Origin of the sequence: Enterococcus sp. DIV1279b, assembly GCF_050531515.1 — a bacterium.
Classification (GTDB): domain Bacteria; phylum Bacillota; class Bacilli; order Lactobacillales; family Enterococcaceae; genus Enterococcus_D; species Enterococcus_D casseliflavus.
The window spans coordinates 415,959-434,582 of record NZ_CP172891.1 but is presented as its reverse complement, the minus strand read 5'-3'; the positions used below and the strand labels follow the sequence as shown (position 1 = coordinate 434,582).

The 18,624-nt window shown below is 45.6% G+C and carries 15 protein-coding genes; 1 reads left to right on the top strand and 14 read right to left on the bottom strand.

Going from position 1 to position 18,624, the window contains the following annotated elements:
- Positions 1 to 2 precede the first annotated feature (2 nt).
- The 10 genes from argJ to IGI71_RS02000 form a co-directional block, all read right to left on the bottom strand.
- Positions 3 to 1,193, bottom strand: coding sequence for a bifunctional glutamate N-acetyltransferase/amino-acid acetyltransferase ArgJ (gene argJ, locus IGI71_RS02045; protein ID WP_010748690.1), 1,191 nt, complete (start codon positions 1,191 to 1,193; stop codon positions 3 to 5).
- Positions 1,194 to 1,270: 77 nt separating this feature from the next.
- Positions 1,271 to 2,293, bottom strand: coding sequence for an N-acetyl-gamma-glutamyl-phosphate reductase (argC, locus tag IGI71_RS02040; protein ID WP_010748689.1), 1,023 nt, complete (start codon positions 2,291 to 2,293; stop codon positions 1,271 to 1,273).
- A 146-nt stretch (positions 2,294 to 2,439) separates the two neighbouring features.
- The gene (locus tag IGI71_RS02035) at positions 2,440 to 3,585 is read right to left on the bottom strand and encodes an acetylornithine transaminase (protein ID WP_081116173.1); all 1,146 of its coding nucleotides are present in this window, start codon (positions 3,583 to 3,585) and stop codon (positions 2,440 to 2,442) included.
- A 203-nt stretch (positions 3,586 to 3,788) separates the two neighbouring features.
- Positions 3,789 to 5,669: an ABC transporter ATP-binding protein gene (locus tag IGI71_RS02030; protein ID WP_005227219.1), complete on the bottom strand. Its 1,881-nt coding sequence runs from the start codon at positions 5,667 to 5,669 to the stop codon at positions 3,789 to 3,791.
- Complete coding sequence (locus IGI71_RS02025; RefSeq protein ID WP_005227218.1) at positions 5,666 to 7,393, bottom strand: ABC transporter ATP-binding protein; 1,728 nt, start codon at positions 7,391 to 7,393, stop codon at positions 5,666 to 5,668. Before IGI71_RS02025 ends, IGI71_RS02030 begins: the two co-directional genes overlap by 4 nt.
- Positions 7,386 to 8,054, bottom strand: coding sequence for a TetR/AcrR family transcriptional regulator (locus tag IGI71_RS02020; RefSeq protein ID WP_005227217.1), 669 nt, complete (start codon positions 8,052 to 8,054; stop codon positions 7,386 to 7,388). The genes IGI71_RS02025 and IGI71_RS02020 overlap by 8 nt, the downstream gene beginning before the upstream one ends.
- 266 nt (positions 8,055 to 8,320) lie before the next feature.
- Complete coding sequence (locus tag IGI71_RS02015) at positions 8,321 to 9,352, bottom strand: LPXTG cell wall anchor domain-containing protein (RefSeq protein WP_010748686.1); 1,032 nt, start codon at positions 9,350 to 9,352, stop codon at positions 8,321 to 8,323.
- Between the two features lie 128 nt (positions 9,353 to 9,480).
- A complete protein-coding gene (locus tag IGI71_RS02010) occupies positions 9,481 to 11,493 on the bottom strand; it encodes a glucose PTS transporter subunit IIA (protein WP_010748685.1) in 2,013 nt (670 codons plus the stop codon).
- The gene (murQ, locus tag IGI71_RS02005; protein WP_010748684.1) at positions 11,493 to 12,401 is read right to left on the bottom strand and encodes an N-acetylmuramic acid 6-phosphate etherase; all 909 of its coding nucleotides are present in this window, start codon (positions 12,399 to 12,401) and stop codon (positions 11,493 to 11,495) included. Before murQ ends, IGI71_RS02010 begins: the two co-directional genes overlap by 1 nt.
- Positions 12,394 to 13,458: a DUF871 domain-containing protein gene (locus IGI71_RS02000; RefSeq protein ID WP_010748683.1), complete on the bottom strand. Its 1,065-nt coding sequence runs from the start codon at positions 13,456 to 13,458 to the stop codon at positions 12,394 to 12,396. The genes murQ and IGI71_RS02000 overlap by 8 nt, the downstream gene beginning before the upstream one ends.
- 246 nt (positions 13,459 to 13,704) lie before the next feature.
- On the opposite strand from IGI71_RS02000, the gene def reads away from it, so the two are divergent.
- Positions 13,705 to 14,268 (top strand): peptide deformylase, encoded by a 564-nt coding sequence (def, locus tag IGI71_RS01995; RefSeq protein WP_005227211.1) that lies wholly within the window; start codon positions 13,705 to 13,707, stop codon positions 14,266 to 14,268.
- 78 nt (positions 14,269 to 14,346) lie between these two features.
- On the opposite strand, the gene IGI71_RS01990 is transcribed toward def, so the two are convergent.
- From IGI71_RS01990 to IGI71_RS01975, 4 genes are read right to left on the bottom strand one after another with little or no spacing between them, the layout of a single operon-like run.
- Complete coding sequence (locus tag IGI71_RS01990; protein ID WP_010748682.1) at positions 14,347 to 15,555, bottom strand: M20 family metallopeptidase; 1,209 nt, start codon at positions 15,553 to 15,555, stop codon at positions 14,347 to 14,349.
- A 59-nt stretch (positions 15,556 to 15,614) separates the two neighbouring features.
- Positions 15,615 to 16,454 (bottom strand): MetQ/NlpA family ABC transporter substrate-binding protein, encoded by an 840-nt coding sequence (locus IGI71_RS01985; protein WP_010748681.1) that lies wholly within the window; start codon positions 16,452 to 16,454, stop codon positions 15,615 to 15,617.
- Positions 16,455 to 16,506: 52 nt separating this feature from the next.
- Positions 16,507 to 17,187 carry a methionine ABC transporter permease gene (locus IGI71_RS01980; protein WP_010748680.1) on the bottom strand — a complete coding sequence of 227 codons (681 nt, stop codon included), beginning with the start codon at positions 17,185 to 17,187 and terminating at the stop codon, positions 16,507 to 16,509.
- A complete protein-coding gene (locus IGI71_RS01975; protein WP_010748679.1) occupies positions 17,188 to 18,264 on the bottom strand; it encodes a methionine ABC transporter ATP-binding protein in 1,077 nt (358 codons plus the stop codon).
- Positions 18,265 to 18,624 lie beyond the last annotated feature (360 nt).

Sequence of the window (18,624 nt, the reverse complement as noted above, 5' to 3'; positions counted from 1 at the left end):
TTTCAGGTATGATATAGTGCGTTGATTTTCACATAGTCATACGTCAGATCACAGCCCCAAGCGGTGCCAACACCTGCCCCTTCTTTCAGCTCGACAACGACTTTGACTTCATTTTCCGCCAATTGTTCTTGCATGATGGTTTCGTCAAAAGCTACCGGTGTCCCTTGGACAAAGACGGGAATGTCGGCTAATGCAATCGATACCGTTGCTGGATCGATCGGCTGCCCACTATAGCCCACTGCACATAAAATACGCCCCCAGTTCGGGTCTTTGCCAAAGAGAGCTGTTTTGACCAGTGGCGAACCGACGATGGTTTTGCTGATCATTCGGGCTGCTTCATCGGTCACAGCTCCACTCGTATGAGCTTCGATCAATTTGCTGGCGCCTTCTCCGTCCTTTGCAACTGCTTTGGCTAGTGCGGTCAGAACTGATTTGAGCATCCCTTTAAACTCATGATAAGCTGGCGTGTCAGCTTCGATCGTTGGATTTTTGGCTAACCCGTTAGCTAAAACTAACACCATATCATTGGTGGATGTATCGCCATCGACCGTGATTTGATTGAAGGTAACGTCGGTTAATTCTTTCAGCAGTACTTGCAAGAGTGCTGGAGCGATCGCCGCATCCGTCGTAACAAAGGCCAGCATCGTAGCCATATTGGGATGGATCATACCAGACCCTTTGGCACAGCCCGCAACAGTCACCGTTTTGTCAGCGATCGTTGATTGGATGACACTGCTTTTTTCAGTCAGATCCGTCGTCAAAATCGCTCGTTGAAATCGGTGGGCATCCCCTTGCCTGTTTAGTTGCTGAATCCCTGCAGTGATTTTTTCCATCGGTAAGCTCTTACCAATGATCCCGGTGGAGGCTACCGCAAAGGCTTCGGGACTCGTATGCAGCTGGGCTGCTGCCAATTCTGCCATCTCTTGTGCATCTTTTAAACCTTGCTCCCCGGTACAAGCATTGGCATTGCCCGCATTGACGATCACACCTTGCAAGGTGCCTGCTTGCATTTTTTCCTTTGTAACGAGAATGGGTGCTGCTTGTACTTGATTGGTGGTAAAGACTGCTGCAGCACTGGCTGGCACTTCAGAGACGATCCAACCAAGATCGACTTTCTCTTTCTTCAGACCGCAATGCAGACCGTCGGCAAAAAAACCTTTGGGGGTTGCGATCGTTCCTTCGATTTCTTTCATTTTCTTTCCTCCTACTGCCACCTTTTGCGGATTGTCCACTGGCTGACACGAGTATCCTCACGCGTCTGTTGGCTATTTTATGGATATAACGGTGCTTGCATAAGACCAGTCGTTTCTGGTATCTTTGCCCATCGATTGAAGTTTTGGATCGCTTGGCCAGCAGCCCCTTTGCCTAAATTATCGATCACTGCGATAACGGTCAACACTTGGGTCAGCGGATTGAAACATATGCCAATGTCACAAAAATTCGTTCCCGTCACTTGCCGCAGCTCGGGCAGCTTTCCTAACGGTTGCACTCGGACAAACGGATGGTCTTGATACGTTTTTACGTACTGCTCATAGATGTCCTCTTGCGAAATCGCGTCTTTGATAGGCGCATAAAGCGTCATAAAGATCCCTCTTTTGACAGGCAGTAAGCTGGTAGAAAATTGGATCGGCGGCATTGCCTGATCCCATTGCTGAAACTGCTGCATGATCTCAGGAATGTGCTGATGCTGATTTGGCTTATACATCGTCATGTTATCCGCAGCGGTTGCAAAGTGACTGCTGTCCGTCAATTTCTTACCAGCACCCGACAAACCCGACTTGCCATCAAAAATCAACGTACCGCTGAATAGTTTTTGCTGAACCAACGGCGCAGCAGCTAAAATGGCAGCAGTCGCATAACAGCCTGGATTGGCGATCAAATTGCCAGGAGTCGGTGCAAACTCAGGCAGCGAATAGGTCGCTTGTGCCAACAACTCGGCAGGTGCAGCTTCTTGGTGATACCATTTTTGATAGCTATCCCGATCCTTCAATCGCAGATCACCAGAAAGGTCAATCACTGGAAAGTCATTTGCGACAAGAGTCGCTGCGAGTTCTTTGCTGATTCCAGCAGGAGTCGCAAAAAACACGAGTTGATTTTCCTTTTGGATTTTTTCTGCATCAAAAGGTTCGATCAGCCGCTCTGTCAGTCCAATTAAATGAGGATACAAAACAGATGAATTTTCATGCATAGAATGACTATGCAAGGTGCCCACCTCCAATTGGGGATGTTGCTGGATCAAACGAATCAATTCAATTCCGGTATACCCTGTTACACCAACGATTGCTGCCTTCAAACACGTCACTCCTCAAAAGAATTTACTTAAGATTATAAGAAACTCCCATCGCTCTGTCAATGATTATTTATAAAACTATTCAAAATAAATTCACTATTATTCGGTTTTTATAAGAAAAAAAGCCCGAAAAATCTATTTTTATGCAATTATGCTAAGACAGCTTGCAAAATCGCCAAGGCTGCTGTCGTTTCCTCTTGCGAGATCGTTAAAGGCGGCAGCAAGCGCAAAACCTTGGATCCCGCTTTTAATGCGAGGAGGCCTTGGTTCCGCAGTTGGGTCAACACGGATTGCAAGCTTTCCGAATCGGCTAATTCGATACCGATCATCAATCCTTTCCCACGAATCGCCTGCACCTTAGATAGTCCTTGCAATCCGTCGAGAAACTGCTGCTGGCGCAAGTGAACATTGACTTGAATGTCCCCTTCTTGCAACACACTGCAAACAGCACTAGCAGCAGCCATCGCTAATTTATTGCCACCAAAGGTCGAACCGTGACTACCGGGTCCAAAAGCCGTTTGCAAATGGCTTTTGCCTAGCATCGCTCCGACAGGGATCCCGTTACCAAGCCCTTTTGCTACGGTAAAAAGATCAGGTTCAATGCCATATCCTTCAAAAGCAAACAGGGTTCCTGTCCGTCCCATCCCGGTTTGGATCTCATCCACCACCAGTAGTACCCCCAACTCCTGACAAAGGGCTGCCACCGCTTGGACCCACGCCACCTCAGCAGGGATCACACCGCCTTCGCCTTGGATCAATTCTAAAAACACGGCTGCCGTCTGCTCATCTAAAACGGCTTGCAATGCCTCAAGGTCATTAAAGGGTACATACACCATCTCTGGTACTAACGGTCCAAACCCATCATGGATACTACTTTGCCCAGTCAAAGACATCGCCCCAAAGGTTCGACCATGGAAAGATTGTTCAAAACTAATGACTTTGCTGCGGCCAGTCGCTTTGCGAGCCAGCTTTAAAGCAGCTTCGTTCGCCTCAGCGCCACTATTGCAAAAATAAGCCAGATACGGTTCGTCTGAGGCGCTCTTTTGATTTTGGGTCAGCTTCTGGGCAACTTCTTCTTGCAACTGGCTGTCATACAAATTCGGCACATGCCAAATCTGCTCTGCTTGGGTCATCAACGCGGCTTGCACTTTGGGATGCCCATAACCGAGATTAACGACCCCGATGCCACTTGTTAAATCTAAATATTGGTTGCCTTGCGAATCTACCACATAGCTGCCGTTTCCTTGCTGGATGTCGATGGGTAAACGGCTGTAATTAGGAAAAAGATGACTCATTGGTTTCACTCCTTGTCTTGGATCATTCGAAATTATGTATTAATATACATTTTAATCCAATAAATTGCAATAAATATTTAAATTAAAGCGATAAAAATTCATAAAAAAAGAAAGCAGTGACAATCACTGCTTTCTTTCAGTCAACCTTTGGCGGTCTGTTTATCATCATTTGGGGAAGAATTTCTTTCATTACAAACAGTGGATCACGCCACTTCTTCTGAAAATTGACTGTTATACAGGTCTGCATAGAAACCGTTTTGTGCCATCAATTCCTCATGATTTCCAGTCTCAACAATGGACCCGTGATTCATCACGATGATATTGTCAGCATCACGAATCGTAGAGAGACGGTGAGCAACCACAAAGCTGGTCCGATTTTCTAACAAACGACCCATTGCTTTTTGGATCAAGATTTCCGTCCGCGTATCGACACTAGAAGTTGCTTCATCCAAAATCAAAACGTCGGGATCCGCTAAGAAGGCGCGGGCGATCGTGATCAGCTGACGTTGACCTTGGGAGATGTTGCTGGCTTCTTCATTCAAGACCGTATCATAGCCTTCTGGCAATTTGCGAACAAAATCATCCACATGGGCAGCTTTCGCCGCAGCGATCACTTGCTCTTTGGTTGCTTTTTCATTTCCATAATGAATGTTGTCATAGATGGAACCAGTAAACAACCACGTATCTTGCAGCACCATCGAGATATTACTACGCAACTCATCACGAGTCAAGTCTCGGGTATCTTTGCCATCGTAACGAATGCTACCGCCAGAAACATCATAAAAACGTTCCAAGAGATTGATCAGCGTGGTTTTCCCAGCGCCGGTAGGTCCTACGATAGCCACCATCTCACCAGCTTTGACATCCAGATTAAAATCGGTCATCAATAATTTGTCTGGCGCATAACCAAATTGAACATGATCGAAACGAACTTTGTATTCACTGTCTTCCACTGGCAATCCAGAAGGCTCATCAGTCATTTCTTCTTCATCCAAGACTTCAAAGACCCGTTCGGCAGATGCAACGGTTGATTGGATGGTGTTTAGTAAGCTAGCGATTTGAGTGATTGGTTGAGAGAATTGATTGGTGTATTGCAAGAATGCTTGCACATCCCCTAACGTCATGTTCCCATTCGCCACTTTGATCCCACCAAGGACAGCCACGAAGACATAGCCTAAGTTTTTAATGAAGTTCATCAAGGGCATAATGATCGCTGAAATAAATTGGGCTTTCCAACCAGCGGAATACAGACGGTCATTTTCTTCTTCAAAAACGACTTGATCGGCAGCTTCATGGTTGAAGGTTTTGACAACGGTATGACCGCCGTAAGTTTCTTCGACTTGGTCATTGAGCAATCCTAAACTTTTTTGTTGTGCCGCAAAGAATTTTTGCGATTTTGGTGCGACGATCATCACGACGATCAAGCTTAAAGGAACCGTTGCTAAAGCAACCAAAGTCAGTTGCCAACTGATCGTCAGCATCATCCACAAAACCCCGATAAAGGTCACGACACTCGTAATAAATTGGGTCAAGTTTTGTTGCAGGGTACTTGCGATATTATCCATATCATTGATCGCCCGTGACATGATATCCCCATTTGAGTGAGTATCATAGTAAGAAATCGGCAAGCGGTTCATTTTTTCATCTAAGTCACGACGCAGCTCATAAACCGTCCGTTGCGAGACACGGGTCATAATAAACTGTTGTAGAAAGTTGAAGACGGCTGAAATCACATACATGCCGATCGCGATCAAAATGATTTGACCAACTTTCTCAAAATCGATAGGAAATTCTGTTACCTGTTGGCCGGCTTGCATCTGCTGCGCACCGATCATGACACCTTTAAAAATTTCAGTGGTCGCTTCCCCTAAAATTTTCGGTGTTTGGATTTGGAAGATCACGGCTGCGATCGCTAAAACGAAGACGGCAATGATAGCGATGGAGCGTTTCGACATGTACCCGAAAAGCCGTTTGACCGTCCCCCAAAAGTTTTTTGGTTTTGGTCCTTTGGCACCGATGTTACGGCCTGGACCGCCGCCCATTGGTCCGCCACGGTGTTGTGTTGTTGTTTTCTTTTCACTCATGCAAGATCCTCCTCTCTCAATTGTGAAGAAACGATTTCTTGGTAGGTTTCATTGTCTGCCATTAATGATTCATGGGTTCCTTTTCCTACGAGTTTTCCTTCATCCAATACTAAGATCGTATCGGCATCCATGACGGTGCTGACCCGTTGGGCAACCACGACCATAATGCTGTCTTGCATGTCGCGTTTCAGCGCTGCTCGTAAGTTGGCATCGGTTTTGAAGTCCAGTGCGGAGAAGGAATCATCAAAGACATAGACATCTGCTTGTTTCACTAACGCACGAGCGATCGCTAAACGTTGACGTTGTCCACCAGAGAAGTTGCCGCCGCCTTGTTCTACACGGCTATCTAAGCCATCTGCCAGTTCGGAGACAAAATCTTTGGCTTGGGCGATCTCTAGTGCTTGCCAGATTTCTTCATCTGATGCATCGGGTTTTCCGTATTTCATATTTTCACGAATGGTACCAGAAAACAGTACCGCTTTTTGCGGAACAAAGCCCACGACTTCTCGTAGATTGTGCTGGGTGACTTCTGCAATATTGACCCCATTGATTTTGATTGCACCAGACTCCACATCGTACAAACGAGGCAAGAGATTGACTAAGGTCGTTTTCCCTGAGCCCGTCCCACCGATGATGGCAACAAAATCACCAGATTTTGCTTGAAAATCGATATCTTCCAACGCCAATTTCTCAGCGCCTTGGTAGCGATACGCCACATGGTCAAAGGCCAAGGTTGCTTGGTCCCCTTGTAAGCTCAATGTCGCTGGTGTTTTTGGATCGAGAATTTCATCTTCTTCATTTAAGACTTCGTTGATCCGATCAGCTGATGCTTGGGCTCTTGGCACCATCACGAAGATCATGGACAGCATCATAAAGCTGATCAAAATTTGCATTGCATAGGTCATAAACGCAATCAAGTTTCCGACTTCTAAGGTCATTTCGGCAATATAATGACCCCCAAACCATGTGATGGCAATGTTCGTCCCACTCATGATCAACGTCATCAATGGCATCATCAATGCCACGATGGTGTTTACTTTAATCGCGGTGTGGGTGTAATCTTTGTTGGCTTCATCAAAGCGATTCGCTTCATAATCCGTCTTGTCAAATGCCCGAATAACGCGGACCCCCGTCAAGCCTTCACGAAAGACTAAGTTCAAACGGTCGGTTTTCTTTTGCATACTTTTGAATAAAGGAACGGCAAAATACATAATACCGCCGACCAATACTAGCATGATAGGAATAACGACTAAAAAGATTCGGGTTAATTGGGCATCTTTTTGATAGGCCAAGAAACTCGCCCCAATCAGTGTGATCGGTGCATTGATCATCATACGTAAAAACATTTGCGTCACCATTTGAATTTGGTTGACGTCGTTGGTGGTTCTTGTAATCAATGATGCGGTCCCAAATTTATCAAACGATCGAGAAGAAAAATTCTCAACTTTTTGGTAAATGTCCGAACGTAGTTTTTGTCCTAATTTTTGTGATTCTCTTGTTGCGAAATACGTATTTCCTAAAGCGGCGATGATACTGATCAATGAAAAGCCGATCATGTAAAAGCCGGTTTTCCAAATGTAATCAATGTCGCCTGTCGCCACCCCATTGTTGATAATATTGGAAGTCAATGTCGGTAGATACAAATCAGAAACGACTTGGATCACCATAAACACCACTGCCATGATTATAGAAATGACGGATACGCGTTTTATCAGCTTAATCATAGGTTTCCCCTCTTTCTTTTTTTGCGCCCTCTCTTAACCAGCGGACTTTACTGTTGAAATCAGCGATCGCTTCGGCAGGATCATAGTCTGGATCAAACGCTGATTGGCGATAGGCTTCGGCAATCGTCGAAAAGACGGTATGCATCAGCAGCTGGATCAGCATTTTCAACTCATGGTCGTCTTTGACTTTCAATAAATCTTTGTCGACCTCTGACAAAAAGATGGCTTGCTGCTTCTGCCGATCGGCTTTGTTTTCTTGATGCATCTTGTGCTGCATCTCTGGCACGACTTTATGGAAGGAACGATAATCCATACTCATAAATAAATTGCGGTAAAAGTTTGCGTTTTTGCCTTTGAAAACCTCGGCGATCATCCGTGAAAAGTACCATTCGAACCCCGCAAACAGATCCCCGTTTTCATGTTGGATCGATTTCAGCAGATCTCGCTGACTATTTTTTTTCAACGTATGGAAATAATAGTAATAAAGATCTTCTTTGTTTTCGAAGTATTGGTAAAAACTCCCGCGAGGAATCTCGGCATCTTTGATGATGTTGGCGATCGAGGCGTCTTTCAGCGGCAGTCTTGAGAATTCTTTTTTCGCCGCATTTAAGATGCGCTTTTGTTTTTCTGGCGGCAAGTGAAAAAATGTATCGGTCGGCATCACAAGCAACTCCTTTCTAATTTAAAATAAATCACAGCTCTCGATATGACACGTTGTCATATGACACTGTGTCATTATACACCCCTCACCAGAGAATGCAAGAATTTAAATTTGACTTTTTTATGAAGGAATCGATTCTGGTCTTTTTATAAAGGGCGTTATTTGAAAAGAAATAACCAATGAAATTTCTGAAAACAAAAAACCTTCGTTTCCCTGATGGAAAACGAAGGTTGCTATTTTTTCATTCTGACGATTATAAATAACAATCATTTTTTCTTGCGGCGCCATAGAATCAAGAAAACGATCAGCAGCAGGATAACACCTGCGATCAGTAAGGTATAGCTTGGCGCTTCATTGGTTTTAGGTAATGTTTTTTCACCATCGGCAGTAGCGTTGGCCTCTTTCGAAGAAGTCGTTGTCGCTGTTTCTTGAGCACTCGTCGATGTTGCGGTCGCTTCTTCAGACGTACTCGTTTGCGTGCCTGTAGGCAGATACATGGAATCATTTGCCGCTTGAATGATATAAGAGATCCGTCCTGGGACAAAGGCATCTGGATCGACTTGCATCTCTTGTTCCATCTGATTTAAATTGGTCAAAATTGAGATCATCCATTCGTTGGAAACGGCTTGATTCAAATGTAAAAAGACTCCGTCTGCTGGATAGACGACCCGTAAATATTCTTGCAGCTGATCCACAACAGGAATCAAGTCAGCAAAACTGGCGTAGCTATTTGCATCAAAAGCCAGTTGCGGCTCAATGGCTTCCCAGGATAACGTCTGATCGACAAACAAGGCACCGATGATTTTTGCTAAGTAAGCAATATCAAAGCCCATCGCATCACTGGAATAACGTAGCGCCAGACGATTGCCATTGGTCAATTCTTCATCTGTCAACTGGTCCAACTGTTCTTGGGTAAATGCGGTCACACTTCCTTCAGTGATCCCTTGGGTTAAGGCGCTACGCAGCGAACTAGGTTCATCGGCTAACGTGTTGATCTCACTGACATCTTGCGTCCCCGTCTCTGCTTGGATCGAGGCAATAACAGCTTCGGAATCGACTGGTTCTTGATTCTCGGTAGTCGTAGTTTCTGAAGCAGCGGATTGATCCGTCTCTTGATTTTCTACTGTACTTTCTTGGACAGCAGCTTGTGTCTGATCCGTTCCTGATTGCTCCTCTGATGAAAGCGTCTCGCTAACGGCAGCCTGATTGCCACTTTCACTCGTAGCTGTTTCATCTGCATGAACCATCAGTGGTGAAAAAGCCAGCGTCATTAGTCCGAACCAAATTATTTTTTTCATCCTCATTGCCTCCTCGAATGGGAACACTCCCCTTGTAACGAAACTGTAACATAAAGGAAAATTTTTCGCAATCTATTTAGTAACTTCTTAAAAAAAACCTCTATCTTTATCCGATAGAGGTTTTAACATTATTTTATCGTTGCCACATGCATGACGGCTTGACCCGCTTTTGTTTCTGTTCCTGGTAACCCTTCGATATTGGCTACTTGCTCCATATTGGTGATGATCACGAGCATCTCAGAAGCTTTGCCTTTAGCCGTCAACTGTGCCAAATCGACTTGGGCAACTTGGGTAGCTGGTGTCACGGCTTGGCCTTCCTCCACCAGGATCTCAAAAGGTGCTCCTTGCAATTCGACGGTGTCAACACCCATGTGCAGCAGAATCTCTAGCCCGCTGGCAGTCTTGATCCCCAATGCATGTTTCGTGGGAAAAATCGTCGTGACGGTTCCTGCTGCTGGTGCATAGATCGCACCATTGTCTGGCAAGACGAAATACCCGTCGCCCATCATTTTTTGCGAAAATACCGGATCACTTGATGCACTGATCGCTTTTGTCGTGCCTGTGGCTACTGCGTATAAAGGGGTATCGATCGGTTCTTTTGATGGATTTGCTGTCATTTCCTTTGCAGCCGTTTCACTCGTTTCTTTTGGTTGCGGTTGCACAGTAACGGTTGCAGCTGGTTTTGCTTCTTCTGCCTCGCTTTCTTTGACTGCTTCTAAGCGATCTTTCGGAATCCCAAAGAAGTAGGTGGCAACGAAGCCGCCAGCATAGCCTGCTAACAAGCCGAAAATATAGCCCATCCAACGGCCGTTGGCAATCAAGGGGATCAAAGCTAGCCCTGATGGTCCAATCGCCGTTGCGCCGATATTTGTCAAAGCGCCAATGACCGCACCACCGATCCCACCACCAATACAAGCAGTGATAAATGGTCGACCTAATGGCAACGTCACTCCATAGATCAATGGTTCGCCGATGCCTAAGATCCCAACTGGCAATGCACCTTTGATCATTTCAGAAAGCTCTTTGTCTTTACGTAGTCGTACCCATAAGGCTAAAGCTGCACCGACTTGACCAGCACCAGCCATGGCTAAGATCGGTAATAATTGCGTGCTGCCTGTTGCTTCGATCATTTGAATGTGGATCGGGGTCAAAATTTGATGCAAACCAAACATGACCATTGGTAGGAAGGCCGCCCCTAAGACAAACCCAGAGAAAGCACCGCCCACGTTCAAGACCCAAGTGATCGAACCGACTAAGCTGTCAGAGATCAGACCTGCCAATGGCATGATCAAGAAAATCTCCGTCAAACCGATGATCAGCAAACACAACGTCGGGGTCACGATAATATCGATCGCTTCAGGAATCACTCGATGCAGCACTGCCTCTAATTTCGCCAAAAGCCATACAGCGAAGATCACACCGATGATCCCTCCTTGGTTGGCAGCTAAAGCTTCGCCAGTGAACAAGTTTTGGATCGGGGCTTCTGGGTTCATACCTGTCAGCAAGATGATCGAACCGATCACGCCACCAAGGGTTGGATTGGCTTTAAAGACCTGCGCTGCATTGACCCCAGTAAAGATCGCTAAATAGGTGAACATCCCATTTCTGAGGACGTTTAAAATCATGACATAATAATTCCAAGTATCTCCATCTAATCGGCCAGCCGTGATCATATTGGTCAGGACAGAAGCGATCCCTGCGACGAGTCCTGCACCAACGAAGGCTGGAATCATTGGAACAAAGATATTAGAAATATCTTTCAGCAGCGACTTTAATGGTGATGATTTTTGTTTGGCTTTTTGGGCTGCTTTCATCTCTGCCGTTTTTTCTGATAACGCCTCTTTGCCTGATTTTTGCGGTGGGATCTCTTGCCCTAGATCAACACCAGCTTTTGCCACCATTGCATTGGCTACTTTGTTGACTTTCCCTGGTCCGATAATGACTTGCAGCTGCTCATCATTGACCACACCCATTACACCGGGAATCTCTTTTAACCCTTGTTGATCGACCTTGTCGTGGTCGCGGACGGTCATTCGTACGCGAGTCATACAGTGATTGACTGTTTCTACGTTGTCCATTCCGCCGGCTTCTTGAAAAATCTTCTCCGCTAACTCTTCTACCGTCAGTGTTTCTTTTGCCATTACTTTTCTCCTCCTAACGCCGTTTTGACAAACCCTTGTGCCGTGGCAAGTTTTGCTTGTGCTTCGTCTTTCGTGCTATCAGTCAACAGCATCACGATCGCCAATTTGACATTCTGATCTGCTTCTTCAAATGCCGCGGCGGCTGTTTCATAATCAGCTTCAGTCGCCTGCATGATGATCCGTTTTGAGCGTTCCACCAATTTTTCGTTGGTCGCTTTCACGTCGACCATCAAATTATTGTAGACTTTGCCGATCCCTACCATCGATAACGTCGAGATCATATTCAAAATCAGTTTTTGGGCAGTCCCAGATTTCAAGCGAGTCGAACCTGTCAGAAATTCTGGTCCACAATCGACCTCGATTGGAAAGCTGGCATGCTGAGAGATCTCCGCGTCTTTATTACAAGCGATCGTAGCCGTTGTGGCACCGAGCTCATTGGCATAGTCAAGCGCCCCAATCACGTAAGGGGTTCTGCCACTGGCAGCGATCCCGATCACCATATCATTTTGGTTCAACTTCAAATCGACAAGGTCTTGTTTGCCTAGCGTTAAGGAGTCTTCTGCTCCTTCGACAGCGACCGTCATCGCTTCTTCGCCACCGGCGATCAGACCGACCACCATCTCAGGTGATACCCCAAAGGTTGGGACACATTCGGCCGCATCCAAGACGCCTAATCGACCACTTGTCCCAGCGCCAAGATAAATCAAGCGTCCGCCCTTTTTAAAAGCGACGATGGTTTGTTCAATCACTTTTTCAATACTAGGAATTTCTTTTTCCACCGCATAGGCAACTTTTTGATCTTCTTGGTTCATTTTTTGACACGCTTCTAAAATCGTCATTTCATCTAAATTGCTCGTTTCACTGTTGCGTCGTTCGGTCGTTAATTTGTCTAAATTGATTTTATTCATCGGAATCATCTCTTTCTAATTTAAATCGCATCCCTGCTTTGATTTGTTGGATCAACGGCAGATCGGCTGGTATCACCTGAGCGGCGAGGTTGACTTTTGGGTCTGTCGGCAAAGGTCGTTTGCACACCTGGATCTCTCCCATATAGCGCAAGTACTCTTGGTTATCGATCGTCACAGCCCCCACTGGCCGCTCTTGGCTAAGTTCAGGTGTGACTTCTGGAATGGCATTGAAACGGGCATCGGCGCTGCGCAAGACATCCCGAGCTTCATCGTAACGATTTTGGTGATTCCCTAAGACGTGTTCAAAGTAAGTGGAACCAAGATCTTTGACCCGCAAAACGATCCGCGCTTCTTGCAGATACGTCGCAAACTGCTGGGCACTTTTTTCAGAAACCATGCCATCGCCAATGTAAACAGCATCGACTGAGCCAGTTGCCAATAAGTCGATCGCTGCGGCAAAAGGCGACCAGTTGCGGTGTCTTTCCAGTGTGGGTAATCCTTGAAATAACGGTCTGCGTTTCTTGGCATCCCCTGGAACAAAGGCTTGGACGAAAAAGCCTTGTGCTTTCAACCAGCGGTTCTTCTCCTGAAACCAGCCAACATCCAGTCCCGTTTCTGGTCGGGGGTAATAATTGTGCCAAGCTTCCAAACGAGTAAAATCGGCTCCATACGCCTGCAGCTCTCGAATGTCTTTTTCCGTCAATGTACTGGCATTCAAACTGATGGTCATTTCTTTTGAAAAAGCTGCGATTTGCTGATTGTCGATCGCATAATCCATTCGTAAACCAGTGACACCGATCTCCCTTAGTTCCGCCAGATTGTCGATGGAAAAGCCCGCTTCTGCTAATGCGTTTCCAGAAATATCTACCATTAAAGACAGCTGATGGTCTTTTGCGAAACCTCCCAAGTCCGTCAAACGCTGCCGATAAGTACTGCGATCATCTTCTGGTATGTGCATGGAGGTGAAAATCCCTTTAAAGCCTGATGCCATCGCAGTCATCTGCTCAAGTTCTGCTGCCGTCAAGTCTTCGTTCATAAATACAGAAAAGCCGAACATCTCTTTGCCTCCTTGATGGGTCACTTTCGTGATACCGTTTTCTATAAAAGCATTATAACTGATTCTTTTCCCATTCGCAACTATATTTCATAATTAAATCATTAATATAGAAATATTATTTCATTTAATAAGAAAGCTTTACCGTTTAAACTTTCTTATGCCCTTCTTTCTACACTTATGGTACACTTTATTAGGAACGAAACTTGCTTTCGTCATTTTTACATAGTAGGAGGAATCACATCATCAATGATTACAATGGATGATATTATTCGCGAAGGCAATCCAACCTTGCGTGAAGTAGCAAAAGAAGTACCTTTTCCTTTGAGCGAAGAAGATATCGCACTGGGAAAAGAAATGATGACCTTTTTAGAAAATAGCCAAGATCCAGTCAAGGCAGAAGAACTTGAATTAAGAGGCGGCGTTGGTCTAGCAGCTCCTCAATTAGATATTTCAAAACGAATCACAGCGGTCCTCGTCCCTAGCAGCGACCCAGAAAAAACAGAACCTGATTTTAAAGATGTTCTATACAATCCCAAAATTTTAAGTCATTCCGTGCAAGAAGCTTGTTTGGGTGAAGGCGAAGGCTGTCTGTCCGTGGACCGTGAAGTCCCTGGCTACGTGGTACGCCATGCCCGGATCACGATCAGCTATTACGACATCAACGGCAAAAAGAAAAAAGTTCGTTTGAAGAACTATCCTGCGATCGTCGTTCAGCATGAGATCGATCATTTGAACGGGGTCATGTTCTACGATCATATCAATCAACAAAATCCTTTTTCATTGAAAGAAGGCATTTTAGTCATCGACTAACTAAAAAGTCTCTACCGACATTTTGCGGCAGAGACTTTTTTTCTATACTATTGACTATCTTCCTTCACGGTTTTGGCATTAATTGCCTTTCGCTAGGCTTTCTTGATGATCGGCTTTGATTTTTTCTAATAACGCTGGCTGTTCAAAAAGGTCTAATGCCGTCAGCGCTAAAAGTTCCGCCGCGATGGCGATCGATTGCAAGCCTTTTTCACTCTTGGCAGCGGCTTTGAATTCTTCCGAATGACCCGCAATGTAGTCATCTGAAATCGAAACGGTGGGTTGGATCGTCGGGATCACTTGACTGACATTGCCGACATCAGACGAACCAAGGCTTGTTTTGGCTTCCGTATCGATCTCATCGGCAGGTACGCCCGCTTCTTGGGCATGGGCGAAGAAGATCTCATCAAAACTTGGTGTCACGATCACATCGTCGACGGAGTTTTGGAACAAACCAAATTCATAGGTCGCTCCCGTAGCTAAAGCTGCTCCTTTTACGATGTTTTCGACTTTCTCGTAGACATCATTCAAGGTTGCTCGATTGGCAGCTCGTAAATAAAAACGACCGGCTGCATATTCTGGCACGACATTGGCTGCCACGCCGCCATCGGTGATCACACCATGAATATTGACGTCTTTTGGTAAATGCAGGCGCAACCCATTGATCCCGTTAAAGACTTGCAGCAATGCTTCTAACGCGTTGATGCCTTCTTCTGGTGCCGCTGCCGCATGGGAAGCCCGACCATAGAACTTGATATCCACTGGATCATTGGCTAATGAAGCCGTCGTTTTGCCATAGCGATGGGCTGGATGGACACAAAGAGCGGCATCGACATCATCGAAGAACCCTTCACGGACAAAACTGCCTTTAGCGGAACCATTTTCTCCACCTTCTTCTCCTGGCGTCCCATAGACTCGAATCTCCCCGCCTAGCTCATCGATGAAAGGTTGCAGAGCACTGGCAGCTAAGACGGAATAAGTCCCGAAGAGATTGTGTCCGCAGGCATGACCGATGCCAGGTAACGCATCATACTCGGCTAAAAAGGCAATCGTCGGACCCGGTTTTCCACTGACATAGCGGGCATCAAAGCCGGTGCGATGGCCTGCCACATCCTTTTTGACAGCAAAGCCTTCTTTTTCTAATTGGGCGATCAGGGCATCGGCTGAATAAAACTCATAGTTGCTGACTTCTGGGTGATTGTGGATATCTAATGCCAAGGCTTGATAAGCGGCTAAACGCTCTTGGATAAATGGTTTGATGGCTGCTTTCGTAATAGTTGCTGTTGTCATAATCAAATCTCTCCTTTTTATACATGCTTTTTCAGTTTTTTTATCAAATTACATGGTGCTTATTTTGCCCCAAAGGTTTCCCAAGCAGGAACGCTTGATCCTTTTGACGTTTCCTCGATGACTTTTTTCGTATCCTCTGTTTGGTAAGCAGCGACCACTTTTTGGTAAACTTCATTGTCTTCCTCTTCTTTACGGGCGGCAATGATGTTGACGTAAGGACGGGCCGTTTCATCAACAGGCTCTAAAAAGATCGCATCTTCGGTTGGTACAAATCCTGCATCCACCGCCATGCCGCTATTGATGACCGAAACATCGACATCCGAAAGTGCCCGGGCGGTTTGCGCTGCATCAAGTTCTGAAATTTCTAAGTTCAAACGATTTTCTGTAATATCCGCGACCGTTGGTGTTTGTCCGGCTGCTTCATCCACTTTGATCAATCCAGCTGATTGTAATAAAAGCAATGCCCGACCACCATTGGTCACATCATTAGGGATCGCAACTTTAGCTCCTTCCGCCAAATCGTTGACATCCGTCACTTTGTCGGAATAAATGCCTAATGGCGCATTGACTGTATTGCCGATCGATACGAGATCAGTACCAAATTCTTCATTATAGTTGTCCAAGAAAAATTGGTGTTGGAATGAATTAAGGTCGATGGACCCATCAGCTAAAGCTGCATTGGGTTGATTGTAATCAGAGAATTGGACATATTCTAAATTGATGCCTTCGTCTTTCAAACGATCCTTGACATCATCCCAGACGTCGGTGTCCGCCCCGATCATCCCTAATTTCACCGTCACTTCTTCTTGGTCATTGGCTGCGGCACTGCCATTGTTTCCGCATCCTGTAATAAAGAATAATGCTGCCCCTAAAACGATTGATTGTACGATTTTTTTCATTTTTGCTTCCTCCATAGACTTGCTTGTTTTTTTATTTGTACGTAAGTAGTGGTCAGTGTGATACTCGTTTAATGAGTAGGTTGCTGACAAATTGACTGATAAAAACGAATACCAAGATGATCAAGGTCGCCATGATCGTGACATCGGTCTGGAATCGGTTGTACCCGCGGGTGATGGCTAAGTTGCCTAAACCACCAGCGCCAACAGCTCCTGCCATGGCGGTCAATCCGATCACATTGATCACAGTCAATGCAGAGACCCGAATGATTCCCGCCACGCCTTCTGGTAAATAGACCCGAAAAATGATACCGAAAGGACTGGTGCCCATCGCTTCAGCTGCTTCTACGACACCGGGGTCAACTTCTAGCAAGGCGATCTCGATCTGCCGAGCAAAGAAGGGGATGATCCCAGCAATCAGAGGAACCAATGCTGCTGTTTCGCCGATGGTCGTTCCAACAAGGAATCGGGTAAAGGTTCCTAGTAACGTCAATAAGATAATAAAGGGGATCGAGCGGACCACATTGATGACTTTATCGAGAAATTCAAAGAGCGGTCGATTTTCTAAAATCCCATTCGGTCGAGTTACTACCAAGACGATCCCTAACAAGATACCTAAGATGCCCGCAATCAAAGAGGTCCAAAAAACCATATACAAGGTTTGGATCGTTGCTGTCACAAATTCATCTTGGATCGCAACAACATTGGGAAAATATCTTTCTAATAAGGCAGCCATCTAAAATCCTCCTTTAATCACATTGTTTAAGGGTTCTGCATGATTTTCTTTTAAAATATTGGTGTAAACTCCTTGAGCCTTCAAGTATTCTAAGGCATGTTTACGCTGATGGTATTCGCCAGATAAGCTAACGACTAAGCTGCCGATCGGCACTTCTTGCAAGATCTCCACGTTGCCGTAAAGAATATTGGTGGTCACTTTGTAGCGGCTGTACAATTGGGCGATCAGTGGTTCATTGGTTTGATCGCCAACGTAGGACAGCTCCACCAGCCATTCATTTGGTGCCAAGGAAGAAAACTTCGAACTGCCAAGGATCGTTTCTAAGGCCTGGTCGATGTGCGTCGCCGTTCGGATGAAATCTTTGGTCAATGGTTTTTCTGGTTGACTGAAAATCTGAACGCTTGAACCTTGCTCGATGACTTCGCCGTCTTCCATCACTGCCACTTTGTTGCAGATTTCTTTGACGACTTGCATCTCATGAGTAATGATCACGATAGTCAAGCCGAGGGTTCGATTTAATTTTTTCAACAAAGCCAATATCTGTAAGGTCGTTTTCGGATCAAGGGCGCTGGTTGCTTCATCACAAAGCAAGATCTCTGGATCATTCGCTAACGCTCTGGCAATCGCGACCCGCTGTTTTTGTCCTCCAGATAGTTGGCTAGGAAACGCTTGGGCTTTTTCTTCCAATCCCACCAATGCTAACAGCTCGGTTACTTTTTGATGACGTTCCTGTTTGGACCGTCCCCCATATTTTAAGGAGAAATCCACGTTATCAAAAACATTGCGGCTGTCCATCAAGTTGAAGTGCTGAAAGATCATTCCGATCGTTTTCCGTTTTTCTCGCAGGGCTTTCGCAGAAAGCGTGGTCAGCTCGGTACCATTGACGACGACGCTGCCGCTACTTGGGCGCTGCAATAAGTTGATCACACGGACGAGTGTACTTTTCCCGGCGCCTGAGTAGCCCACGATGCCGTAAACGTCCCCTTTGTCGATCTCGATCGATACGTTTTTGACCGCTTGGATCGCGGGTTTCTTTGGTTGATTGAATGTTACTGATATGTCTTTTAATGAAATCATCGTCTTCCCCCTAGTTCTTGTCTTTTTCAATAAAAAAAAGGCATCCTCAAACAAGTCACCTGTGACTTGTTTGAGGACGCCTTTTTGCGTGTTACCACCTCAGTTTAAGCTGCACTCACATACAGCTCCTTTTCGAGTACGATCATACTCTAGCCAGATAACGGTCGCTACCGTCGTCGCCTTGCAAACTACTGCTCGGAACGAATCACTCCTTGGCCATTTTCTAAAAGTCGTTTGATGCTTCTTTTCAGCTACCGAAGCTCTCTGTTGAAAAAACGTGCTTTTGTACTTACCAATTCTTCGTGTGTGGTGCTATTTGATTTTGGGTATAAAAAAAGTCCTTTTACCAGCGTTTGCTAG

Bases quoted from the DNA above. Each gene is read 5' to 3' on its own strand.
- IGI71_RS02010 (WP_010748685.1), bottom strand. From the start codon at position 11,493: ATGGCAAAAGAAACACTGACGGTAGAAGAGTTAGCGGAGAAGATTTTT.
- IGI71_RS02025 (WP_005227218.1), bottom strand. From the start codon at position 7,393: ATGATTAAGCTGATAAAACGCGTATCCGTCATTTCTATAATCATGGCA.
- IGI71_RS02035 (WP_081116173.1), bottom strand. From the start codon at position 3,585: ATGAGTCATCTTTTTCCTAATTACAGCCGTTTACCCATCGACATCCAG.
- IGI71_RS02015 (WP_010748686.1), bottom strand. From the start codon at position 9,352: ATGAAAAAAATAATTTGGTTCGGACTAATGACGCTGGCTTTTTCACCA.
- argJ (WP_010748690.1), bottom strand. From the start codon at position 1,193: ATGAAAGAAATCGAAGGAACGATCGCAACCCCCAAAGGTTTTTTTGCC.
- IGI71_RS01980 (WP_010748680.1), bottom strand. From the start codon at position 17,187: ATGGCTGCCTTATTAGAAAGATATTTTCCCAATGTTGTTGCGATCCAA.
- IGI71_RS01985 (WP_010748681.1), bottom strand. From the start codon at position 16,454: ATGAAAAAAATCGTACAATCAATCGTTTTAGGGGCAGCATTATTCTTT.
- def (WP_005227211.1), top strand. From the start codon at position 13,705: ATGATTACAATGGATGATATTATTCGCGAAGGCAATCCAACCTTGCGT.
- IGI71_RS01990 (WP_010748682.1), bottom strand. From the start codon at position 15,555: ATGACAACAGCAACTATTACGAAAGCAGCCATCAAACCATTTATCCAA.
- IGI71_RS02020 (WP_005227217.1), bottom strand. From the start codon at position 8,054: ATGCCGACCGATACATTTTTTCACTTGCCGCCAGAAAAACAAAAGCGC.
- murQ (WP_010748684.1), bottom strand. From the start codon at position 12,401: ATGAATAAAATCAATTTAGACAAATTAACGACCGAACGACGCAACAGT.
- IGI71_RS01975 (WP_010748679.1), bottom strand. From the start codon at position 18,264: ATGATTTCATTAAAAGACATATCAGTAACATTCAATCAACCAAAGAAA.
- IGI71_RS02030 (WP_005227219.1), bottom strand. From the start codon at position 5,669: ATGAGTGAAAAGAAAACAACAACACAACACCGTGGCGGACCAATGGGC.
- IGI71_RS02000 (WP_010748683.1), bottom strand. From the start codon at position 13,458: ATGTTCGGCTTTTCTGTATTTATGAACGAAGACTTGACGGCAGCAGAA.